The 19534-nt window shown below is 67.0% G+C and carries 17 protein-coding genes; 12 read left to right on the top strand and 5 right to left on the bottom strand.

What is annotated here, in order from left to right; all coding sequences use genetic code 11:
- Positions 1–10 precede the first annotated feature (10 nt).
- Positions 11–928: a PLP-dependent cysteine synthase family protein gene (locus V7778_RS07800; RefSeq protein ID WP_335553470.1), complete on the top strand. Its 918-nt coding sequence runs from the start codon at positions 11–13 to the stop codon at positions 926–928.
- 237 nt (positions 929–1165) lie between these two features.
- Here the strand turns inward: V7778_RS07800 and recX are convergent, their stop codons facing one another.
- Together recX and recA are read right to left on the bottom strand one after the other, a co-directional pair.
- Entirely contained in the window at positions 1166–1624 is a 459-nt protein-coding gene (recX, locus tag V7778_RS07795) for a recombination regulator RecX (protein WP_335553469.1), read from the bottom strand.
- Positions 1625–1679: 55 nt separating this feature from the next.
- Complete coding sequence (gene recA / locus V7778_RS07790; RefSeq protein ID WP_335553467.1) at positions 1680–2756, bottom strand: recombinase RecA; 1077 nt, start codon at positions 2754–2756, stop codon at positions 1680–1682.
- Positions 2757–2960: 204 nt separating this feature from the next.
- Between recA and V7778_RS07785 the strand changes: the two genes are divergently transcribed.
- The 6 genes from V7778_RS07785 (at position 2961) to V7778_RS07760 (ending at position 11788) form a co-directional block, all read left to right on the top strand.
- Positions 2961–3668 carry a response regulator transcription factor gene (locus V7778_RS07785; protein WP_335553465.1) on the top strand — a complete coding sequence of 236 codons (708 nt, stop codon included), beginning with the start codon at positions 2961–2963 and terminating at the stop codon, positions 3666–3668.
- The gene (locus V7778_RS07780) at positions 3665–5218 is read left to right on the top strand and encodes a sensor histidine kinase (protein ID WP_335553463.1); all 1554 of its coding nucleotides are present in this window, start codon (positions 3665–3667) and stop codon (positions 5216–5218) included. Before V7778_RS07785 ends, V7778_RS07780 begins: the two co-directional genes overlap by 4 nt.
- 25 nt (positions 5219–5243) lie before the next feature.
- A complete protein-coding gene (locus V7778_RS07775) occupies positions 5244–5519 on the top strand; it encodes a DUF4212 domain-containing protein (RefSeq protein ID WP_335553461.1) in 276 nt (91 codons plus the stop codon).
- Positions 5516–7564: a sodium:solute symporter family protein gene (locus V7778_RS07770; protein ID WP_335553460.1), complete on the top strand. Its 2049-nt coding sequence runs from the start codon at positions 5516–5518 to the stop codon at positions 7562–7564. Before V7778_RS07775 ends, V7778_RS07770 begins: the two co-directional genes overlap by 4 nt.
- 110 nt (positions 7565–7674) lie before the next feature.
- Entirely contained in the window at positions 7675–9699 is a 2025-nt protein-coding gene (locus V7778_RS07765; RefSeq protein WP_335553458.1) for an alpha/beta hydrolase family protein, read from the top strand.
- Between the two features lie 64 nt (positions 9700–9763).
- The gene (locus V7778_RS07760; RefSeq protein ID WP_335553456.1) at positions 9764–11788 is read left to right on the top strand and encodes a S9 family peptidase; all 2025 of its coding nucleotides are present in this window, start codon (positions 9764–9766) and stop codon (positions 11786–11788) included.
- Positions 11789–11993: 205 nt separating this feature from the next.
- On the opposite strand, the gene purM is transcribed toward V7778_RS07760, so the two are convergent.
- Positions 11994–13037 carry a phosphoribosylformylglycinamidine cyclo-ligase gene (purM, locus tag V7778_RS07755; protein ID WP_335553454.1) on the bottom strand — a complete coding sequence of 348 codons (1044 nt, stop codon included), beginning with the start codon at positions 13035–13037 and terminating at the stop codon, positions 11994–11996.
- A gap of 113 nt (positions 13038–13150) precedes the next feature.
- Here purM and V7778_RS07750 point away from each other — a divergent pair, with 113 nt between their 5' ends.
- Genes V7778_RS07750 through folK form a run of 5 tightly spaced genes read left to right on the top strand, consistent with a single transcriptional unit; the run spans position 13151 to position 17505 of the window.
- On the top strand, positions 13151–14233 hold the full coding sequence (locus V7778_RS07750) for an AI-2E family transporter (protein WP_335553452.1): 1083 nt from the start codon (positions 13151–13153) through the stop codon (positions 14231–14233).
- Positions 14234–14290: 57 nt separating this feature from the next.
- Entirely contained in the window at positions 14291–14989 is a 699-nt protein-coding gene (gene hda / locus V7778_RS07745; RefSeq protein WP_335553451.1) for a DnaA regulatory inactivator Hda, read from the top strand.
- On the top strand, positions 14986–15660 hold the full coding sequence (locus tag V7778_RS07740) for an HAD family hydrolase (protein ID WP_335553449.1): 675 nt from the start codon (positions 14986–14988) through the stop codon (positions 15658–15660). The genes hda and V7778_RS07740 overlap by 4 nt, the downstream gene beginning before the upstream one ends.
- Complete coding sequence (gene pcnB, locus V7778_RS07735) at positions 15653–17035, top strand: polynucleotide adenylyltransferase PcnB (protein ID WP_335553447.1); 1383 nt, start codon at positions 15653–15655, stop codon at positions 17033–17035. Before V7778_RS07740 ends, pcnB begins: the two co-directional genes overlap by 8 nt.
- Complete coding sequence (gene folK, locus V7778_RS07730) at positions 17032–17505, top strand: 2-amino-4-hydroxy-6-hydroxymethyldihydropteridine diphosphokinase (RefSeq protein WP_335553445.1); 474 nt, start codon at positions 17032–17034, stop codon at positions 17503–17505. Before pcnB ends, folK begins: the two co-directional genes overlap by 4 nt.
- Before the next feature lie 19 nt (positions 17506–17524).
- Here folK and V7778_RS07725 read toward each other — a convergent pair whose 3' ends face one another.
- Together V7778_RS07725 and V7778_RS07720 are read right to left on the bottom strand one after the other, a co-directional pair.
- Entirely contained in the window at positions 17525–18520 is a 996-nt protein-coding gene (locus V7778_RS07725; protein ID WP_335553443.1) for a zinc-dependent alcohol dehydrogenase family protein, read from the bottom strand.
- Between the two features lie 81 nt (positions 18521–18601).
- Positions 18602–19519, bottom strand: coding sequence for a LysR family transcriptional regulator (locus V7778_RS07720; protein WP_335553441.1), 918 nt, complete (start codon positions 19517–19519; stop codon positions 18602–18604).
- Positions 19520–19534: the final 15 nt, after the last annotated feature.

The raw sequence follows: 19534 nt of genomic DNA, 5'->3' as shown, positions 1-19534 counted from the left end.
GAAGGCGAACATGGCGCGTGAAGTAAGGCAGTCGGTAATGGAAGCGGTGGGCAACACTCCCTTGGTCCAGCTCGGCCGGCTCTTCCCGGCGGCGAATGTCGTGGCCAAGCTGGAATACATGAACCCGGGCGGCAGCATCAAGGATCGCATGGTGCGCTACATGCTCACGCACCTTCCTCCGGGGACCAGGTGTGTCGTCGAGAGCTCGTCCGGGAATACGGGCGCGGCGTTGGCCATGGCCAGCGCGGTGCGCCAGCTGGGCTGCGAGATCACGGTGCCGGCGACCACCAGCGGCGAGAAGATCAAGCGCATCGCCACCTATGGGGCGAAAGTGCATGTTTGCGCCGACAAGGGCGATGGAGAGGCCCCGTCCGACTACCTGTCGATGGCGAGGGAGATCGCCGCGCGCAAGGGCGCCTTCCTGCTCGACCAGTATTGTTCCGAGCTCAACAGGGAAGCGCATTACGTGGATACCGGTCCCGAGCTGTGGCAGCAGCTGGATGGTGAGATCGACGTGTTCGTTTGCGGGATCGGCTCGGGCGGCACCATATCCGGCATCGGCCGCTACCTGAAGGAACGCAATCCGGCGATCCGCGTCATTGGGGTCGAACCCGTGAACTCTTCCTACCGCGATCTGCTCGAGAACAGGGAGTCGGGGTCGGAGTTCGCGTCCGTCATCGAAGGGATCGGCAAGCGCCATCCCTCGAGCAGCTTCGATCCCTCGGTAGTGGATGAGGTGATCCAGGTGGCCGACGAGGATGGGCTGGCCTGGGTGCGCCGGCTTGCGCAGGAAGAAGGGATCCTGGCCGGCGGCTCGAGCGGCAGCGTGACGGCGGGCATCGCCAAGCTGCTTCCCCGGCTGGAGGGCAAGCGCATCGCGACCATCTTTCCCGACTCGGGGGTGTTCTATTTGTCGAAGTATTTCTAGGCTTGCCCGCGCCTGCCGTCACGCGTCTGCGGCCTTGCGCGCGTCCCTGGTGCGCCAGGAACTTGGCGGCCTGCGCCGGTGCGACGGTCTTGCGGCCAGTGGGGAAATCAGTTAACGAAAAAGCGCCAGCGTGCAGCGCCATTGCCCGTTGAGGAATATGCCGAAACATATCGGGAATGACGCTCCACGCTGGCGCCTGGAGATTGCGAGTCCGAAGACGTCTTGCGTGTGGTGCTGCTACAGCTCGTCCTCGTCCGGACTGCCTTGCATGGCGGTGCGGGCGGCGCGCTGGGAGAAGCCGCGTTGCAGCAGGAAGCGCATCTGCTTGGCGCGCTCCGCCGCGTCCAGGGCGACCCGGCCGAACTTGCGCTGCCAGACCTCTCGCGCGCGCGCCGTCTCGCTTTCGGACAACCCGGCCTTGATGTCGGCCAGCGCATCGCCGCTGACGCCGTGGCTTTGCAGCTCGGCCATGACGCGGCTGTTGCCGAAGCGGCTCGCCTTCCTGTTGACCAGGGATTCGGCGAAACGCTCTTGCGACAGCCAGTTGTTCTTTTCAAGGAAATCCAGAAGGGCTTCGATGTCGTCGCCCTCCTCGGCATAACGGGCCAGCTTGCGTCCCAGCTCAAGCCGGCTGTGCTCGCGCAGGGACAGGTAGCGTAGCGCCCGTCCTTTCAGGCTCAGTTGGGGTGCTGGCATGGTGTGACGGCGGGACGGGACCGGCGATCGATTGCCGGCCCGTCCTGCCGATTAATTACTCACCAACAGCCTGGAGCTTCGGACGGCTGTCGTCGTCGTTCGCAACCGGCGGCAGTTCGCGCACACCCAGGGCGGCGCGGACCTTGTTCTCGATCTCGCGTGCCAGGGCTGGACGCTCTTTCAGGAACAGGCGGGCATTGTCCTTGCCTTGACCGATACGCTCGCCGCCGTAGCTGTACCAGGAACCCGACTTCTCGACGACCTTGTTGTCGGCGCCCAGATCCAGGATTTCGCCTTCGCGCGAGGTGCCTTCTCCGTACAGGATGTCGAAGTGGGCTTCCTTGAACGGCGGCGCGATCTTGTTCTTGACGACCTTGACCTTGGTTTCGTTACCGATCACCTCGTCGCCCGACTTGATCGAACCGGTACGGCGGATGTCCAGGCGCACGGAGGCGTAGAACTTCAGCGCGTTACCGCCGGTCGTGGTTTCCGGGCTGCCGAACATCACGCCGATCTTCATACGGATCTGGTTGATGAAGATGACCAGGGTGTTGGTGCGGTTGATCGAGGCGGTCAGCTTGCGCAGCGCCTGCGACATCAGTCGCGCCTGCAGGCCCGGCAGCGAATCGCCCATGTCGCCTTCGATCTCGGCGCGCGGGGTCAGTGCCGCCACCGAGTCGATGACCACCAGGTCGACCGAACCCGAACGCACCAGGGCGTCGGTGATTTCCAGGGCCTGTTCGCCGGTGTCCGGCTGCGAGATCAGCAGTTCGGACAGGTTGATGCCCAGCTTTTGTGCGTAACCCACGTCGAGCGCGTGCTCGGCGTCGATGAAGGCGCAGGTGCCGCCCAGCTTTTGCATCTGGGCGATGGTCTGCAGGGTCAGGGTCGTCTTGCCCGACGATTCCGGACCGTAGATCTCAACGATACGGCCGCGCGGCAGGCCACCGACGCCGAGCGCGATGTCCAGGCCCAGCGAGCCGGTGGAAACAGTCTGCACTTCTTCGACCGGCGCATTGGTGTCCATGCGCATGACCGAGCCCTTGCCGAACTGCTTTTCGATTTGCGCCAGGGCGGCTGCCAGCGCTTTGCCTTTTTCAGAGGCGTTTACTGCGAGTTTTTTGTCGTCCATGGTGTACTTTCAATCGTGGAGTAGGCAAGGTAGGGTCGATACGGCCCGAATCAAGAGTCACTACTGTATAAAAATCCAGTGGTTTTGGCAAGCACAAAATGTGAAATGACGAGTACCTGTTGCGCGGTCAAGACTCGCATTGTTGCGACAAATCAAACACAATACGGACTTGTTGAAGGTCTAACGGTTTTCCCGAGGTGCCCCATGCGAATTTTGCTCGCCGAAGATGATAGCGTACTTGCCGATGGGCTGACGCGCTCCCTGCGCCAATCCGGCTATGCCATCGATTGTGTAAAGAACGGCCAGGATGCCGACACCGCGCTGTCCACGCAGGAGTTCGACCTGCTCATCCTCGACCTGGGCCTGCCCAAGATGTCGGGCCTGGAGGTGCTGCGGCGCCTGCGCGCGCGCGCCTCGCACCTGCCGGTGCTGATCCTCACCGCCGCCGACTCGGTCGAGCAGCGCGTCGAGGGCCTGGACCTGGGCGCCGACGACTACATGGCCAAGCCCTTCGCCCTGTCCGAGCTCGAGGCGCGGGTGCGCGCCCTCACCCGGCGCGGCGCCGGCGGCGGCCCGGCCGTGGTGCGCCATGGCCCGCTGGTCTACGACCAGGTCGGCCGCAGCGCTTATATCAACGACCAGATGCTCGACCTGTCCGCGCGCGAGCTGGGCCTGCTCGAAGTGCTGCTGGCGCGCTCCGGCCGCCTGGTGTCGAAGGAGCAGCTGGTCGACCACCTGTGCGAATGGGGCGAGGAAGTCTCGAACAACGCGATCGAGGTCTACGTGCACCGCCTGCGCAAGAAGATCGAGGTCGGCGGCGTGCGCATCGCCACCGTGCGCGGCCTCGGCTACTGCCTCGAGAAATTCAGCGAGGCGCCGCGCACGGCGCCGCCCGGCGCAGAGAACAAGTGAACGACCGCGAGGGCGAGCTCACCTCCGGGTTCGGTCCCGGGCTCGACGACGAGCCGGCCGAGCCGCTCTACGTCCCGCCCAACCCCGAGCCGGACGAGAACATCCGCCACTCGCTGTTCGGCGAAATCCTCGACTGGATGCTGGCCCCGCTGCTGCTGCTGTGGCCGATGAGCATCGCGATCACCTACCTGGTGGCCAAGTCGATCGCCAACCAGCCTTTCGACGACGCGCTGGAAGACCGGGTGACAGTGCTGAGCCAGCAGGTGCGCAGCGTGGACGGGCGTGTCACCGCCCAACTGCCGGCGCGCGCGGTCGACATCCTGCGCGCCGACGACGTCGACAGCGTCTACTTCCTGATCAACGGCCCGGCCGGCGAACATCTCGACGGCGACCGCGACCTGCCGCGCCCCAAACCCGGCAGCGCCGACGACGCGGCGCGCGGCGGCGCGGTGGCCTTCCGCAACGACAGCTTCCACGGCATCCCGGTGCGGGTGGCGTATTCCTACCTCAACCTGGATCCGCTGCGCGAACGCTCGGATGCCGCCGCGCCGGAGCTTGCATTGGTACAGGTGGCCGAGACGCTCGACAAGCGCGCCCACCTGGCCAACGAAATCATCAAGGGCGTGATCCTGCCCCAGTTCATCATCCTGCCGGTGATCCTGGCCCTGGTGTGGTTTGCGCTGTCGCGCGGCCTGACCCCGCTGGCCGACCTGCAGGAGCGCATCCGCGCCCGTCCCCAGGACGACTTGTCGCCGATTGATCCGCGCCAGGTGCCGGAAGAGATCTCGCCGCTGGTCGGCTCCTTCAACGACATGCTGGAACGCCTGGCCCAGACCATCGAGATGCAGAAGCGCTTCATCGCCGACGCCGCGCACCAGATGAAGACGCCGCTGGCCGGCATGCGCATGCAGTCCGAGCTGGCGCTGCGCCAGATCGACCCGGACGAGATCCGCCGTTCGCTCGAGCAGGTGGCCAAGAGCTCGGAATCGGCCACCCGCCTGGTCAACCAGCTGCTGGCCCTGGCGCGCGCCGAGAACCAGCCCCAGGCCGGCCTGGCCTTCGGCGAGGTCGACCTGCCGCGCGTGGCGCGCGAGACCGTGCAGGACTGGGTGCAGGCCTCGTTCGCGCACCAGATCGACCTCGGCTTCGAGCCGCCCGAGGAAGCCATCCACATCGCCGGCAACCCGATGATGCTGCGCGAACTGCTGTCGAACCTGATCGACAATGCGCTGCGCTACACCCCCGCCGGCGGCAGCGTCACCGTGCGCGTGCGCCGCGAGGACGAGCGCGCCCAGCTCGAGGTCGAGGACACCGGTCCCGGCATCGCGCCGGCCGAGCGCGAGCGCGTGTTCGAGCGCTTCTACCGCATCCTGGGCAGCAACACCCAGGGCAGCGGCCTGGGACTGGCCATCGTGCGCGAGATCGCGCAGCAGCACGGCGCCGAGATCGACATCTTCAATAATCCGCGCAGCCATTCCAAAAAATACCCGGGCAGCCTGTTCCGGCTGACCTTCCCGCCTCCCGCCCATGACGCCATCGACGCCCCCTGACGAGCCTTCCACCCAAGACGCCGGCATGGCCAGGCGCCGCCGCATCCTGGACGCGCGCGACGCGCACTGGCGGCGCACGCGGCGCCTGACGGCGATCCTGCTGGCCCTGTGGCTGGTGGCCGGTTTCGGCACCGTGTTCTTCGCGCGCGAACTGGCCGAGGTGTATCTGTTCGGCTGGCCCCTGTCCTTCTACATGGCCGCGCAAGGCGCCTCGCTGCTGTCGCTGGCCACCATCGGCGTGTACGCCTGGCGCATGCGGCGGCTGGAGCGCCGCTACGCCGCGGAACTGGAGGGCCTGTGAGCGCAGCCCCGTCCTACTTCAAGAAGCTGAGCCGCTACTACCTGTGGTACACCGGCTGCTTCGGCCTGTTCCTGGCGGCGGTGGCGCTGCTGGAACAGGAAGGCATGCCGCGCCTGTGGATCGGGCACCTGTTCATGTTCGCCACCATCCTGCTGTACGCCATCATCGGGGTGATCTGCCGCACCTCGAACGTCACCGAGTACTACGTGGCGGGGCGGCGCGTGCCGGCCATGTTCAACGGCATGGCGACGGCCGCCGACTGGATCTCGGCGGCCAGTTTCATCAGCCTGGCCGGCGGCCTCTACCTGCAGGGCTTCGACGGCCTGGCCTACATCATGGGCTGGACCGGCGGCTACTGCCTGGTGGCGCTCCTGATCGCCCCCTACCTGCGGCGCTTCGCCCAGTACACCATCCCCGACTTCCTGGCGGCGCGCTACGGCGGCGGCGCGGACGGACGCGGCGCCGCGGTGCGCGCGGTGGCGGTGGGCGCGACCATCATCGTCTCGTTCACCTACGTGGTGGCGCAGATCTACGCGGTGGGCCTGATCGCCTCGCGCTTCACCGGCGTCGATTTCTCGGTCGGCATCTTCCTCGGCCTGGCCAGCATCCTGGTGTGTTCCTTCCTGGGCGGGATGCGCGCCATCACCTGGACCCAGGTGGCGCAGTACATCATCCTGCTGGTGGCCTTCCTGATCCCGACCATCTGGCTGTCGGCCAAGCATGCCGACAACCCGGTGCCGCAGGTCGCCTACGGCAAGCTGCTGCCCAAGCTGGCCGCGCGCGAGCACGAGCTGGAAAAGGATCCGCGCGAGGAGCAGGTGCGCGCCGAGTTCCGCCGCCGCGCCGAGGAATACGGCGCCCGCCTGGGGGCGCTGCCGGCGTCGTGGGAAGCGGGCAAGATCGAGGCCCAGCGCCGGCTGGTGGAAGCGCGCTCCCGCAACGCCTCGCTGAACGAAGTGCGCGAAGCCGAGCGCGAGCTGAACACCTACCCGAGTTCGCCGGACGAGGCGCATGCGGTGTGGACCGAGCTGCGCGACGCCAACCTGGCGCGCGCCCGCCCGCCGGTGCCGCATGCCACGCCCTTCCCGGGCGCCACCCGGGAAGAATCGGACCGCCAGCGCAACAACTTCCTGGCGGTGGTGTTCTGCCTGATGTTCGGTACCGCCGCCATGCCCCACATCCTGATGCGCGCCTACACCACGCCCTCGGTGGGCGCCACCCGCAGCGGGGTGTTCTGGACCCTGTTCTTCATCCTGCTGGTCTACCTGACGATTCCCGCGCTGGCGGTGCTGGCCAAGTACGACATCTACACCTCGCTGGTCGGCAGCGACTTCGCCTCGCTGCCCACCTGGATCTCATATTGGGCCAATGTGGACAAGGCCAGTCCCCTGATCAGCGTGATCGACATCAACCGCGACAGCGTGGTGCAGCTGGCCGAGATCGCGATCGACGCCGACGTGCTGGTGCTGGCCACGCCGGAGATCGGCGGCCTGCCCTATGTGATCTCGGGCCTGGTGGCGGCGGGCGGCCTGGCGGCGGCCCTGTCGACCGCCGACGGCCTGCTGCTGGCGATCTCCAACGCGCTGTCGCACGACGTCTACTACAAGATCGTCGACCCGGGCGCCTCGACCCAGAAGCGGGTGACGATCTCCAAGCTGCTGCTGCTGGCGGTGGCCTTCATCGCGGCCTATGCGGCCTCGCAGAAGCCGGCCGACATCCTGTCGCTGGTGGGCGCGGCCTTCTCGCTGGCCGGCTCGACCCTGTTCCCGGTGCTGGTGCTGGGCGTGTTCTGGAAGCGGGCCAACCACAGCGGCGCCATCGCCGGCATGGCGGCCGGCTTCGCGGTCTGCCTCTACTACATGTTCCGCGCCAGCCCGACCCTGGGCGGCAGCGCGGACGGGGCCTGGCTCGGGATCATGCCGACGGCGGCCGGGGTATTCGGGGTGCCGGCCGGGCTGCTGGCGATCGTCGTGGTCAGCCTGGCGACGGCGCCGCCGAGCCGCAACAGCGCCGGCATGGTGGATTACATCCGCACGCCGGAATAAGGACGCGAATGCGGTCAACCCGTTAGATTTGAGGAGATTTGCGCAGGCATGCAGATGTTATTCTCGCCGAGCCCTCATCGGCAGAATAACTACACTCTTACGGAAATACGATGCCTGTCCTTACACGCGCCCTGCGCGCCGCCGCCCTGGCGGCACTGGTCCTGTGCGGCGCTCCCGCTGCGCTCGCCCAGGCGCCCGCCTCGCCACCGCCAGTCTCCAGTTTCTTTACCGGCTCTCCGTTCGGCGAAGTCAAGCTGTCCCCGGATGGCCGCAACCTGGCCGTGCGCGCCAGCGCCCCTGGCCGGCGCGACTACCTGGCCGTGATCGACCTGCAGACCAACGGCGCCAAGATCGTCGCCTCCTACAGCGACGGCGACGTCGGCGGCTTCGAATGGGTCAGCAACGACCGCCTGATCTTCGACACGCGGGAGAAAGGTGTCGGGCCGGGCGACATGCGCTTTGCGCCTGGCCTGTATGCGGTCGACCGCGACGGCAGCGACCTGGTGAAGCTGGCCGAGCGTTCCATGGCCGGCAGGACCGAAGGCGAAGGCAAGGGGCGCAAGCTGCTGCCTTGGCATACCTTCCTGCTTGGGCAGCGCGGCGCGCAGGACTCCGACTACGCCTACGTCTCCAGCATCGTGCTGGACACCAGCCAGAAGGTGCACAGCGTCGAGCTGCTGCGCCTGCACACCCGGACCGGCTTCGCCCAGTCCGTGCCGCGCCCGGCGAATAAGGTCCAAGGCTGGCTCCTCGACCACAAGGGCGAGCCGCGCGTGGCCTCGTCGTTCGAGAAAGATACGATTACCCTGCATTACCGCGAACCGGCGAGCGGGGAATGGCGGACCCTGGCCAGCTATCCCGCCTTTGGCAACGGCCGCGATGCCCTCGCCCCGCTCGGCTTCGGCGCGGACGGCACCCTGTTCGTCGAGGCGCGCACGAACGGCGACACGACCGCCGTGCACACCTTCCATCTCGGCACCGGCAAGATCAACCCGGAACCGGTTGTGTCGGTGAAGGGCTATGACTTCGACGGCGGCCTGGTGACCAACCGCACCAGGACGCTGGGCGTGCGCTTCCGGACCGACGCCGTCTCGAACGAATGGTTCGATCCGGAGATGAAGCGGGTCCAGGCTGCGGTCGACAAGCGGCTGCCGGCCACCGTCAACGTGATCAGCGTGCCTGCGCAGGCGGATTCGCCTCGGGTTTTGGTCATGGCCTACTCCGACAGGATCCCGACCAGCTACTTCGTGTATGACAAGAGCACCGGGCTGTTGAACCCAGTCGGCAACTCGCGCCCGGCGATCCAGCCTGCGCAAATGGGCACCCAGCAGTTCGTACGCTACAAGGCGCGCGACGGCCTCGAGATTCCGGCCCTGCTGACCGTCCCGGCCGGCGCCAGGGCCGGCAAGCTGCCCCTCGTAGTGATGGTGCACGGCGGTCCTTACGTACGAGGCAATTCCTGGGGCTGGAACGCGGCTTCCCAATTCCTGGCCTCGCGCGGCTATGCCGTGCTGGAGCCGGAATTCCGCGGCAGCACCGGCTTCGGCATCAAGCACTTCAAGGCCGGCTTCAAACAATGGGGCCTGGCGATGCAGGACGATATCGCCGACGGCGTGCGCTGGGCGGTGGACAAGGGCATCATCGACTCCCAGCGGGTCTGCATCGCCGGCGGCAGCTACGGCGGCTATGCCACCTTGATGGGCCTGGTCAACGATCCGGAACTGTACAAGTGCGGCATCGACATCGTCGGCGTCACCGACATCGGCCTGTTGTTCGACAACGGCTGGAACTTCGAGTCCGACCTGCGGGAGGAGTGGAAGGTCTATGGCATGCCGGTCATGATCGGTGACCGGGTCAAGGACGCGGCCCAGTTCAAGGCCACCTCGCCGATCCAGCAGGCGGCCCGCATCACCCAGCCGCTGCTGCTGGCCTACGGCGGCGTCGACCGCCGCGTGCCGATCAACCACGGCACCCAGTTCCGCGACGCCGTCATGCGCACCAACAAGCAGGTCGAGTGGATCGAGTATCCGGAAGAGGGCCACGGCTGGTCGCTGGAGAAGAACCGGGTCGACTTCTGGAACCGGGTCGAACGATTCCTCGACAAGCACATCGGCAAGGGCGCGGCGCCGCAATAAGCCCGTGCAGAACGCATGCAATGAAGCGCCGGCCGCCCAGCTGGCGCACCGACTGGAGACCAGGATGACCTTCCCCCGTTCGCGCGGCCTCGCCGCCCTCCTTCTCGCCTGCTGCGGCGTGCTGCTGCCACTGGCGGCAAGCGCCCAGGCGCCGGCCCTGCCGCCGATCGAGAAGTTCTTCGCCAATCCGCAGCTCGACGACGCGGCCCTGTCGCCGGGAGGACGCTACCTGGCCGCCCTGTCGGGGACCGGCGCCGGACGCCACGTGCTGGCGGTGATCGACCTCCAGACCCATGACATGAAGGTGGTGGCGGGCTATGCGGACGTCGATATCCTGAGTTTCGAATGGGTCAACGACGAGCGCCTGTTGTTCGATGTCACGGACAAGCAGGTCGGCACGGGTGGCAAGCTGCTCGCCAGCGGCCTGTATGCGGTCAACCGGGACGGCTCCCGGATGCGCCAGCTGGCCGCGCGCCGCGGCGAGGAATTCATCGTGTCGGCCGAGATCAGCAGCATCAAGAGCCGCATGCTGCCCTGGCATACCTTCATGACGGGCCAGCGCGGCGCGCAGGATTCCGATTGGGTCTACGTGTACAGCACCCGCTACCGGGACACCGGTGACCTGTATACGGTCGACCTGCTGCGCCTGAATACCCTGACCGGCCAGAGCGAAACCGTACAGCGCCCGGCGCCCGTCAACTACTGGCTCCTCGACAATGCCGGCGAGCCGCGCCTGGCCATGGGCTCGAAGGACGGCGTCACCACCGTGTATCTCCGCGACCAGGCCGGCAAGCAGTGGCGCAGCCTCGCCAGCTTCGCCACCTGGGGCGACAATCCCGGCGCCTTCATGCCGGAAGGTTTCGGCAGCGACGGCACCCTGTACGTGCGCGCCTCGGGCGGCAAGGACCTGGCCGCGCTGCATACCTTCAACCTCAAGACAGCGACGGTCGATCCCCAGCCGGTCGTGGTGGCGGAAGGCTACGACTTCAACGGGGACCTGATCAGCCGCCGCGGCAAGCTGCTCGGGGTATCGATGACCACCGACGCCCGCGGCAATGTCTGGCTCGATCCGGACATGCAGGCCTTGCAGAAGAAGATCGACGCCGTGCTGCCCGGCACCGTCAACCTGCTGTCGGTGGCCGCCAACGCGGATGCGCCGTGGGTGCTGGTACGCGCCTATTCCGACCGCCAGCCGCTGACCTGGCTCCTGTACCACCTCCAGACCGGCAAGCTGAGCAAGGTGGGCGACACCTATCCCGGCATCGATCCGAAACGCATGGGCCGCCAGGAACCGGTGCGCTACAAGGCGCGCGACGGCCGCGAGATCCCCGGTCTCCTGACCTTGCCTCCGGGCGGTGGAAAGAACCTGCCGCTGGTGGTGCTGGTCCACGGCGGTCCCTACGTGCGCGGCAGCGTCTGGGGCTGGAATCCGCAGTCGCAGTTCCTGGCCTCGCGCGGCTATGCCGTGCTGGAACCGGAATTCCGCGGCAGTCGCGGCTTCGGCCAGGCGCATTACCGCGCCGGCTGGAAGCAGTGGGGCCTGGCGATGCAGGACGATATCGCCGACGGCGTGCGCTGGGCGGCAGCGCAGGGCACGATCGACCCCAAGCGCGTGTGCATCGCCGGCGCCAGCTATGGCGGCTACGCGACGCTGATGGGCTTGGTGCGCGACCCCGACCTGTACCGATGCGGCGTCAACTGGGTAGGCGTCACCGACATCAACCTGATGTACGACGGCCACTGGAGTTTCGATTCGGACCTCGGCGAAGACTGGAAGAAGTACGGCATGCCGGTGCTGGTCGGCGACCAGGTCAAGGATGCGGACCAGCTCAAGGCGACGTCTCCGATCGAACAGGCGGCCCGCATCACCCAGCCGCTGATCCTGGCCTACGGCGGCGTGGACAAGCGTGTGCCGATGTACCACGGCACCAAGTTCCGCGACGTGGTCAAGCGCACCAACAAGCAGGTGGAGTGGATCGAGTACCAGGACGAAGGACACGGCTGGTCGCTGCCGAAGAACCGGGTCGATTTCTGGGGGCGGGTGGAGAGGTTCCTGGACAGGCATATTGGCGGCGGGGCTGGGCGCTGAGCTAGCTGTCTGCTGGCAAACTTGGGTTCCCGCCTGCGCGGGAAGTGGTAGGCGCCAGTGGCGCGTATGACGGTTTTACAGTTTGCCACTAGCGCATGCACGTCATTCCCGCGAAGGCGGGAACCTAAGTTCCACTGCGTGGACTCTAGCGAAACAAAACGGGCGCCCAAGGGCGCCCGTTTTCCATCAGCCGAAAACAACCGACCTATTCGACAACCGTCTGCGCCTGCCCTTCCGCACGCGCACGGATCTCGCCGATACGGTACACGGTCTCGCCCGCCGCCTGCAGCTGGGCCATCGCCGCATCCGCGTTCTCTTTCGCCACGATCACGGTCATGCCGATGCCGCAGTTGAACACGCGGTGCATCTCGGCGTCGGCGACGCCGCCGTGCTGCTGCAGCCACTGGAACAGCGGCGGCATGGTCCAGGAATTGCCGTCCAGGACCGCGGTGAGATTGTCCTGCAGGACGCGCGGGATGTTCTCGACCAGGCCGCCGCCGGTGATGTGCACCAGGCCCTTCACTTCCATCGCCGCCATCAGCGCCAGCAGCGGCTTGACGTAGATGCGGGTCGGGGCCATCAGCACGTCGGCCAGCTTGCGGCCGTGGAAGTCGGCTTCCAGGTCCGGCTTGGCGACGTCGATGATCTTGCGCACCAGCGAGTAGCCGTTCGAGTGCGCGCCCGACGAGGCCAGGCCCAGCACCACGTCGCCGGGGGCGATCCTGGTGCCGTCGATGATCTGCGACTTCTCGACCGCGCCGACGGCGAAGCCGGCCAGGTCGTATTCGCCGTCCGGGTACATGCTCGGCATCTCGGCGGTCTCGCCGCCGATCAGGGCGCAGCCGGCCTGCTCGCAGCCCTGGGCGATGCCCTTGACCACGTCGGTCGCGGTCGGCACGTCCAGCTTGCCGCAGGCGAAGTAGTCGAGGAAGAACAGCGGCTCGGCGCCCTGCACCAGGATGTCGTTCACGCTCATCGCGACCAGGTCGATGCCGACCGTGTCGTGGCGGTTCAGCTCGAAGGCCAGCTTCAGCTTGGTGCCGACGCCGTCGGTGCCCGATACCAGGACCGGTTCCTTGTACTTCTTGCTGATCTCGAACAGCGCGCCGAAGCCGCCGATCCCGCCCAGGACACCCTCGCGCATGGTGCGCTTGGCGAACGGCTTGATTGCTTCGACCAGGGCGTCGCCGGCGTCGATGTCGACACCCGCGTCGCGGTAGGAGAGAGAAACATTAGATGGTTGGCTCATGGTATTTGGCAGCGGAGGCGGTAAAATAGAAGGCGGCAGACCAAACTGGTCAATCCGCTATTTTAACAAAACGGCCCTCTTCCAACCCGTTTACCCAATAAAACCAACATCGCATGCCCTTTTTCCTCACCCCGGAGCAAAAGCAATCGACATTCTGGTTGGCGCTCTGGCTGGCATTGGCGCTGTTGCTGTACACCCTGGGGCCGATCCTCTCGCCCTTCCTGGCGTCCGCCATCCTGGCGTACATGCTGGGCGGCGCCGTCGACCGCCTGAGCCGCGCCCGGACGGGCAGATCCCATATGCCGCGCGTGGTCGCGGTCTCGATCGTGCTGACCGCCTTCATCCTGGCCGTGCTGGCCCTGGTGCTGATCGTGGTGCCGGTGCTGCGCGCCGAGATTCCCCTGTTGCAGGCCAAGATTCCCGCCTTCTTCACCAAGCTCGACGCCATGTTCTCGCCCTGGCTGGCCCAGTACGGCGTCCATGTGAAACTCGACAGCGAGGGCCTGCGCGAGCTCCTCACGCGCCAGGTGGCCGCCAGCGGCGACGACGTCTGGGCCACGGTGCTGGCCAAGGTAAGGGTGGGCGGCAGCGCCCTGCTGGGCTGGATCGCCACCCTGACCCTGGTGCCGGTGGTGCTGTTCTACCTGCTGCTCGACTGGCACGCCCTGCTGGCGCGCATCGAGGGCGCCATCCCGCGCCGCTACGTGGCCAAGGTCACCGGCATGGCGCGCGAGTCCGACGCGCTGCTGGCCCAGTACCTGCGCGGCCAGTTGCTGGTGATGATCGTGCTGGCCGTGTACTACTCGGCGGCGCTGGCCGTGCTCGGCCTGGACGTGGCGCTCCCGGTGGGCGTGCTGACCGGGGTGCTGGGTTTCGTGCCCTACCTGGGCTTCGGCCTGGGCATGCTGCTGGCCCTGGTGGCGGCCCTGCTGCAGTTCGCCGGCTGGAGCGCCGTGATCTGGGTGGCCGTCATCTATACGGTCGGCCAGCTGCTGGAAAGTTTTATCCTGACTCCGCGCCTGGTGGGCGAGCGCATCGGCCTGCATCCGCTGGCCGTGATCTTCGCCCTGATGGCCTTCGGCGAGCTGTTCGGTTTTGCCGGCGTGCTGCTGGCGCTGCCGGCATCGGCGCTGCTGATGGTGGGCTTCCGTCACGTGCGCAGCCACTACCTGCGCAGCAGCTTCTATAATGCCTGACAACTATTACAGCGCAGATGATTGCGCATTCGATTGTGTTTGCAAACGACCAACACCATGAAACAGCTGGTGCTTGACCTGGGCGCCGATCCGGCGCAGAGCCTGGACACCTTCCAGGTGGGCGAAAACGCGGAAATGGCGCACCTGATGCACCAGTTCGCGCAGCGCGCATCGCGCGAGCACTTCGCCTACCTGTGGGCCGACACCGGCACCGGCAAGACCCACCTGCTGCAAGCCCTGGCGGCCAGCCCGGGCTCGCGCTACATCCCGGCCGATGCGCCGGAAGACCAGTTCGTCTTTGCGCCGGAGGTCAGCCTCTACCTGCTGGACGATTGCGACCGCCTGTCGCCGCAGCGCCAGATCGACGCCTTCGCCCTGTTCAACCAGATCCGCGAGCATGGCGCCTACATGGTGTGCACCGGCCCGGTGCCGCCCGCCCTGCTGCAGGTGCGCGAGGACCTGCGCACGCGCATGGGCTGGGGCCTGGTCTACCAGATCCACGGGCTGTCGGACGACGAGAAGATCGCCGCGCTCACCCAGGCGGCGGAAGCGCGCGGTTTGACCTTGTCGGCCAGCGTGTTACCCTATTTGTTGTCGCATTTCAAGCGCGACATGCGCTCCCTGGCGACCATGCTGGACGCCCTCGACCAATATTCGCTCGAGACTCAGCGCCCGGTCACGCTGCCCCTGCTGCGTGATTTGTTGCTGCAGGAAAACCAGCAACCGGACAATACGCAGTCGGAACCCAAAGTATGAAACACCTTACCATCTTCGATCTGGACCACACGCTGCTGCCGATCGATTCGGACTACGAGTGGGGCGAGTTCCTGGTGCGCGTCGGCGCGGTCGACGAAGCCGCCTTCCGCCGCCGCAACGACGAGTTCTTCGCCCAGTACCAGGCCGGCGTGCTCGACCCGGTCGAATACCTGGAGTTCGCCCTCGGCACCCTGGCGCGCTTCCCGCGCGAGCGCCTCGACGCCCTGCACGCGCAGTACATGCGCGAAGTGATCGAGCCCGCGATCCTGCCCCAGGCCGTGAAGCTGGTGCGCGAGCACGTCGACGCGGGCGACCTGGTGGCGATCATCACCGCCACCAACCACTTCATTACCGCCCCGATCGCGCGCGCCTTCGGCGTCGAGCACCATATCGCCGCCATGCCGGAAGTCGACGCCCAGGGCCGGCTGACGGGCAAGCTGGCCGGCACCCCGACCTCGGGCCCCGGCAAGATCCATCACATGCACGCCTGGCTGGAGCGCATGGGGAGGCCGTTCGAGAGTTTCGAGCGCAGCCATTTCTACAGCGATTCGCACAACGACATCCCGCTGCTGTCGATCGTGTCCCACCCGATCGCCACCAACCCGAGCAGCGCGCTCGCAAGCCATGCGCAGGCGCAGGGCTGGCCAACCATCCGTTTATTCAATGATTAAAAAATTCATCCGCAAAATCCTCGGCGTCAAAGACGATCGCGATCCGACCGAACCGGTGATCCTGGGGCCGGAAGAGCACCAGATCGACCCGAAGAACGTCTCGGCGAACGCGGTCCGGGTGACCCAGACCTTGCAGGAAGCCGGCTACAAGGCCTTCGTGGTGGGCGGCGCGGTGCGCGACCTGCTGCTGGGCGTGAAGCCCAAGGACTTCGACATCGCCACCGACGCCACGCCGGAGCAGGTCAAGCGCCTGTTCCGGCGCGCCTTCATCATCGGCCGCCGCTTCCAGATCGTGCACGTGATGTTCGGCCAGGATTTGCTCGAGGTGACCACCTTCCGCGGCAACGGCAGCGACAACGCGCCCAAGGACGAGCATGGCCGCGTCCTGCGCGACAACAGCTTCGGCCCCCAGCACGAGGATGCGGCGCGCCGCGACTTCACCATCAACGCGATGTACTACGATCCGGCCACCCAGAGCGTGCTGGACTACCACGGCGGCATCGAGGACATCCGCGCCAAGACCCTTCGCATCATCGGCATGCCGGAAGCGCGCTACCGCGAAGACCCGGTGCGCATGCTGCGCGTGGTGCGCTTCGCCGCCAAGCTGGGCTTCACCATCGAGCCCACCACGCGCGCGCCGATCCCCGTCATGGCGCCCCTGATCGACAACGTGCCCGCCGCGCGCGTGTTCGACGAGATGCTCAAGCTGCTGCTCTCGGGCCATGCGCTGGCCTGCCTCAAGGAGCTGCGCTCGGCCGGCCTGCACCATGGCCTGCTGCCGCTGCTGGACGTGGTGCTGGAGCAGCCGATCGGCATGAAGTTCGTGACCCTGGCGCTGGAGTCGACCGACGGACGCGTCAAGGCCGGCAAGGGCGTCTCGCCGGGCTTCCTGTTCGCATCCCTGCTGTGGCACCAGGTGCTGGAGAAGTGGAACGCCTACCGCGCCGCCGGCGAATCGCCGATCCCGGCCCTGCACCTGGCGGCCGACGACGTGCTGGAGACGCAAACCGACAACCTGGCCCTGCAGCGCCGCATCGCCACCGACATGCGCGACATCTGGGCCATGCAGCCGCGCTTCGAGCGGCGCGTCGGCCGCGCACCCTACAAGCTGCTGGAGCACCCGCGCTTCCGCGCCGGCTACGACTTCCTGCTGCTGCGCTGCGCCTCGGGCGAACTGCCGGCCGAGATCGGCGAATGGTGGACCGAGTTCTACGACGCCGAAGGCGGCGAACGCGAACGCCTGGTGGCCGCGGCCAACACCCGCGAACGCGAAGGCGGCGGCCCTCCCAAGAAGCGCCGTCCGCGCCGCGGTCCGCGCAAGACCAGCGGCGAAGGTGCGCCGGCAGCCCAGGGGGCGGGCGGCGGCGAGGAATGATCGCCTACATCGGCATCGGCGCCAACCTGGGCGATGCGCAAGGAAACGTGCTGGACGCGATCGCGCGCCTCGGCGCCCTGCCCGGCGCCACCCTGATCGCCAGCTCCAGCCTGTACCGCACGGCGCCCATCGATTCGGGCGGCGGCGACTACGTCAATGCCGTCGCCAGCATCGAGACCTCCCTGGGGGCGCAAGCCTTGCTGGAAGCCCTGCAGGCCATCGAACTGGCGCACGGCCGCGAGCGGCCCTACCGCAACGCGCCGCGCACCCTCGACCTCGACTTGCTGCTGTACGGCGACGGGACCATCGCCACCGGCACGCTCACGGTGCCGCATCCGCGCATGCACGAACGCGCCTTCGTGCTGGCGCCGCTGCTGGAAATCGCGCCCGACGCGGTGATCCCTGGCCTGGGCCCCGCGGCGGGCTTCGTGCCGCGGGTGGCCGACCAGTTCATCGCCCGGATTGCCTGACCGGATCAGGCAGTCCGATTCACGCCACATCCACCACGATCTTGCCACGTGCGCTGCGGTCCTGCATGGCCGCGTGGGCCTGGTTGGCCTCGGACAGCGCGTAATGCCGCTCGTCGAGCAAGACCTTGATGTTCCCTTCGTCCACCAGCCTGGCTGCCTGCGCCATGATGTGGCCATGGTTGGCGCGGCCCTTGCCACTCAACAGTGGCAGGAGGGTGAACACACCGGAATACGTGGCGGCGCGGAATGAGAGCGGCGCCAGCGCGTGCGTTCCCCAGCCCAGGCAGCTGACGACGTGGCCGTGGTAGCGGCGCGCCGCCAAGAAGGAGGCGTCGAGGGTGGCGCCGCCCACGGTGTCGTACACGATGTCGAAGCCTTCGCCGTCCGTGTATCGCTTGACGTAGTCCTCGACGCTGCTGGCCTGGTAGTCGATGAACACGGCGCCGAAGCCTTCGATGGTGGCGCGCTGCTGGGCGCTGCCGGTCGCGTAGACCTCGGCGCCGGCCGCCCTGGCGATCTGCACGGCGACATGCCCGACGCCGCCGGCGCCGCCATGCACCAGCACCTTCATGCCGGCTGCGAGCCGGGCGCGGTCCACCAGCCCTTCCCATGCGGTGATGAATACCAGCGGCAGGGCCGCGGCCTCGCGCATCCCGATACTGGCCGGCTTATGGGCGAGCAGGAGAGCGTCCACGGCGGCGTATTCGGCGAGCGATCCTTGCACGCCGCCCACGCCGCCGGTCATGCCCCACACCTCGTCTCCCGGTGCGAAGCCTTGCACGCCTTCACCGACCGCTTCCACCACGCCGGCCATGTCGATGCCGAGAATGGCGGGGAGGCTGACCTTGGCATGATCCGCCTTGCCGGCAGCGACCTTGAGGTCGAGGGGATTGACGCCGCTGGCCATGACGCGGACCAGGACCTGGCCGGCGCCCGCATGCGGACGGCTCAGCTCGGTCACGGTCATCGGCGCGTCGAATGCGCTGAGGACAACTGCTTTCATCGTCTGTTCCATGATCTGCTCCGGTGGGTGAAGGATGATTCAGTGTAGTGAGCCGGCCGGGGCAGTTCAATGGAGCAAGAGCGGATGCAGTTTTCAGGAAGCCGGGATAATCGGCGCCTGGATGCCGGCCCGCGCAGCGAACAGTTCCGCCACAAAGTCGACGAAGGCCCGCACCTTCGCGGCGCGCTGCTGCCTTTGCTGGAACAGGGCGTGCACCAACGGGCCATCGGCTTGCCAGGGCACCAGCAGGGGCAGCAGTTCGCCGCTACGCAAGGCGTCCGCGACGGAAAGCGACAGGAACTGGCCAATGCCGGCGCCCGCCTTGCACAACTCGAGCAGGGAGTCGGCATGGTCGGAGCTGAAGCGCGTCTGGGGGACGACTTCGCCGGCGCCCTTGAACACCCACGGCCGCAGACGCCTTGCTTTCGGCAGCATGAAACCAAGGCAGGCGAAATCATGCAATGCATCGGGCGACGCGGGCAGGCCGTAGCGGCGCACGAAGTCCGGCGAGGCGCAGCAGATGAAGCTGGTCTGCATGAGCTGGCGTGCGACGAGGCCGGAATCCGCCACAGGCCCGATGCGGATCATCACGTCCACGCCTTCCTCGACCATGTCGAGCCAGCGGTCGCTGACGGTCGCACGGACGGTGATGTCAGGGTATTGCGCCAGGAAACGCGGCAGCGCCGGAGAGACAATCAGCCGCGAGACGAGTCCCGGCATGTCCACCCGCAAGGTTCCGCTCGGCGTGTCGGCGGCGTCATGGAGCCGCGCTTCCAGTTCCTGCATGTCGGCCAGCAATTGCAATGCATGCTGGTAGCACTGGCTGCCCTCGCTGGTCAGGGACATGCTGCGCGTGGTCCGGTGCAGCAGCTTCACGCGGAAATGCGCCTCGAGGCTGGCCACGTGGGTGGTGACGGAGGACGTGGACATGCCGAGCCGCTCCGCAGCCCTGCTGAATCCTCCCGCATCCACCACCGCGCAGAACACGCGCATCGCATCAAGCCTGTCCATGGTGTCCTTTTTGCC

This window comes from Massilia sp. DD77 (genome assembly GCF_036961685.1).
Classification (GTDB): domain Bacteria; phylum Pseudomonadota; class Gammaproteobacteria; order Burkholderiales; family Burkholderiaceae_D; genus Telluria.
This window is presented reverse-complemented; position numbering and strand designations above follow the sequence as displayed.

Excerpts from the sequence above, each read along its gene's own strand:
- V7778_RS07800 (WP_335553470.1), top strand. The coding sequence starts at position 11 with ATGGCGCGTGAAGTAAGGCAGTCGGTAATGGAAGCGGTGGGCAACACT.
- recX (WP_335553469.1), bottom strand. The coding sequence starts at position 1,624 with ATGCCAGCACCCCAACTGAGCCTGAAAGGACGGGCGCTACGCTACCTG.
- recA (WP_335553467.1), bottom strand. The coding sequence starts at position 2,756 with ATGGACGACAAAAAACTCGCAGTAAACGCCTCTGAAAAAGGCAAAGCG.
- V7778_RS07785 (WP_335553465.1), top strand. The coding sequence starts at position 2,961 with ATGCGAATTTTGCTCGCCGAAGATGATAGCGTACTTGCCGATGGGCTG.
- V7778_RS07775 (WP_335553461.1), top strand. The coding sequence starts at position 5,244 with ATGGCCAGGCGCCGCCGCATCCTGGACGCGCGCGACGCGCACTGGCGG.
- V7778_RS07765 (WP_335553458.1), top strand. The coding sequence starts at position 7,675 with ATGCCTGTCCTTACACGCGCCCTGCGCGCCGCCGCCCTGGCGGCACTG.
- V7778_RS07760 (WP_335553456.1), top strand. The coding sequence starts at position 9,764 with ATGACCTTCCCCCGTTCGCGCGGCCTCGCCGCCCTCCTTCTCGCCTGC.
- purM (WP_335553454.1), bottom strand. The coding sequence starts at position 13,037 with ATGAGCCAACCATCTAATGTTTCTCTCTCCTACCGCGACGCGGGTGTC.
- V7778_RS07750 (WP_335553452.1), top strand. The coding sequence starts at position 13,151 with ATGCCCTTTTTCCTCACCCCGGAGCAAAAGCAATCGACATTCTGGTTG.
- hda (WP_335553451.1), top strand. The coding sequence starts at position 14,291 with ATGAAACAGCTGGTGCTTGACCTGGGCGCCGATCCGGCGCAGAGCCTG.
- V7778_RS07740 (WP_335553449.1), top strand. The coding sequence starts at position 14,986 with ATGAAACACCTTACCATCTTCGATCTGGACCACACGCTGCTGCCGATC.
- pcnB (WP_335553447.1), top strand. The coding sequence starts at position 15,653 with ATGATTAAAAAATTCATCCGCAAAATCCTCGGCGTCAAAGACGATCGC.
- folK (WP_335553445.1), top strand. The coding sequence starts at position 17,032 with ATGATCGCCTACATCGGCATCGGCGCCAACCTGGGCGATGCGCAAGGA.
- V7778_RS07725 (WP_335553443.1), bottom strand. The coding sequence starts at position 18,520 with ATGGAACAGACGATGAAAGCAGTTGTCCTCAGCGCATTCGACGCGCCG.
- V7778_RS07720 (WP_335553441.1), bottom strand. The coding sequence starts at position 19,519 with ATGGACAGGCTTGATGCGATGCGCGTGTTCTGCGCGGTGGTGGATGCG.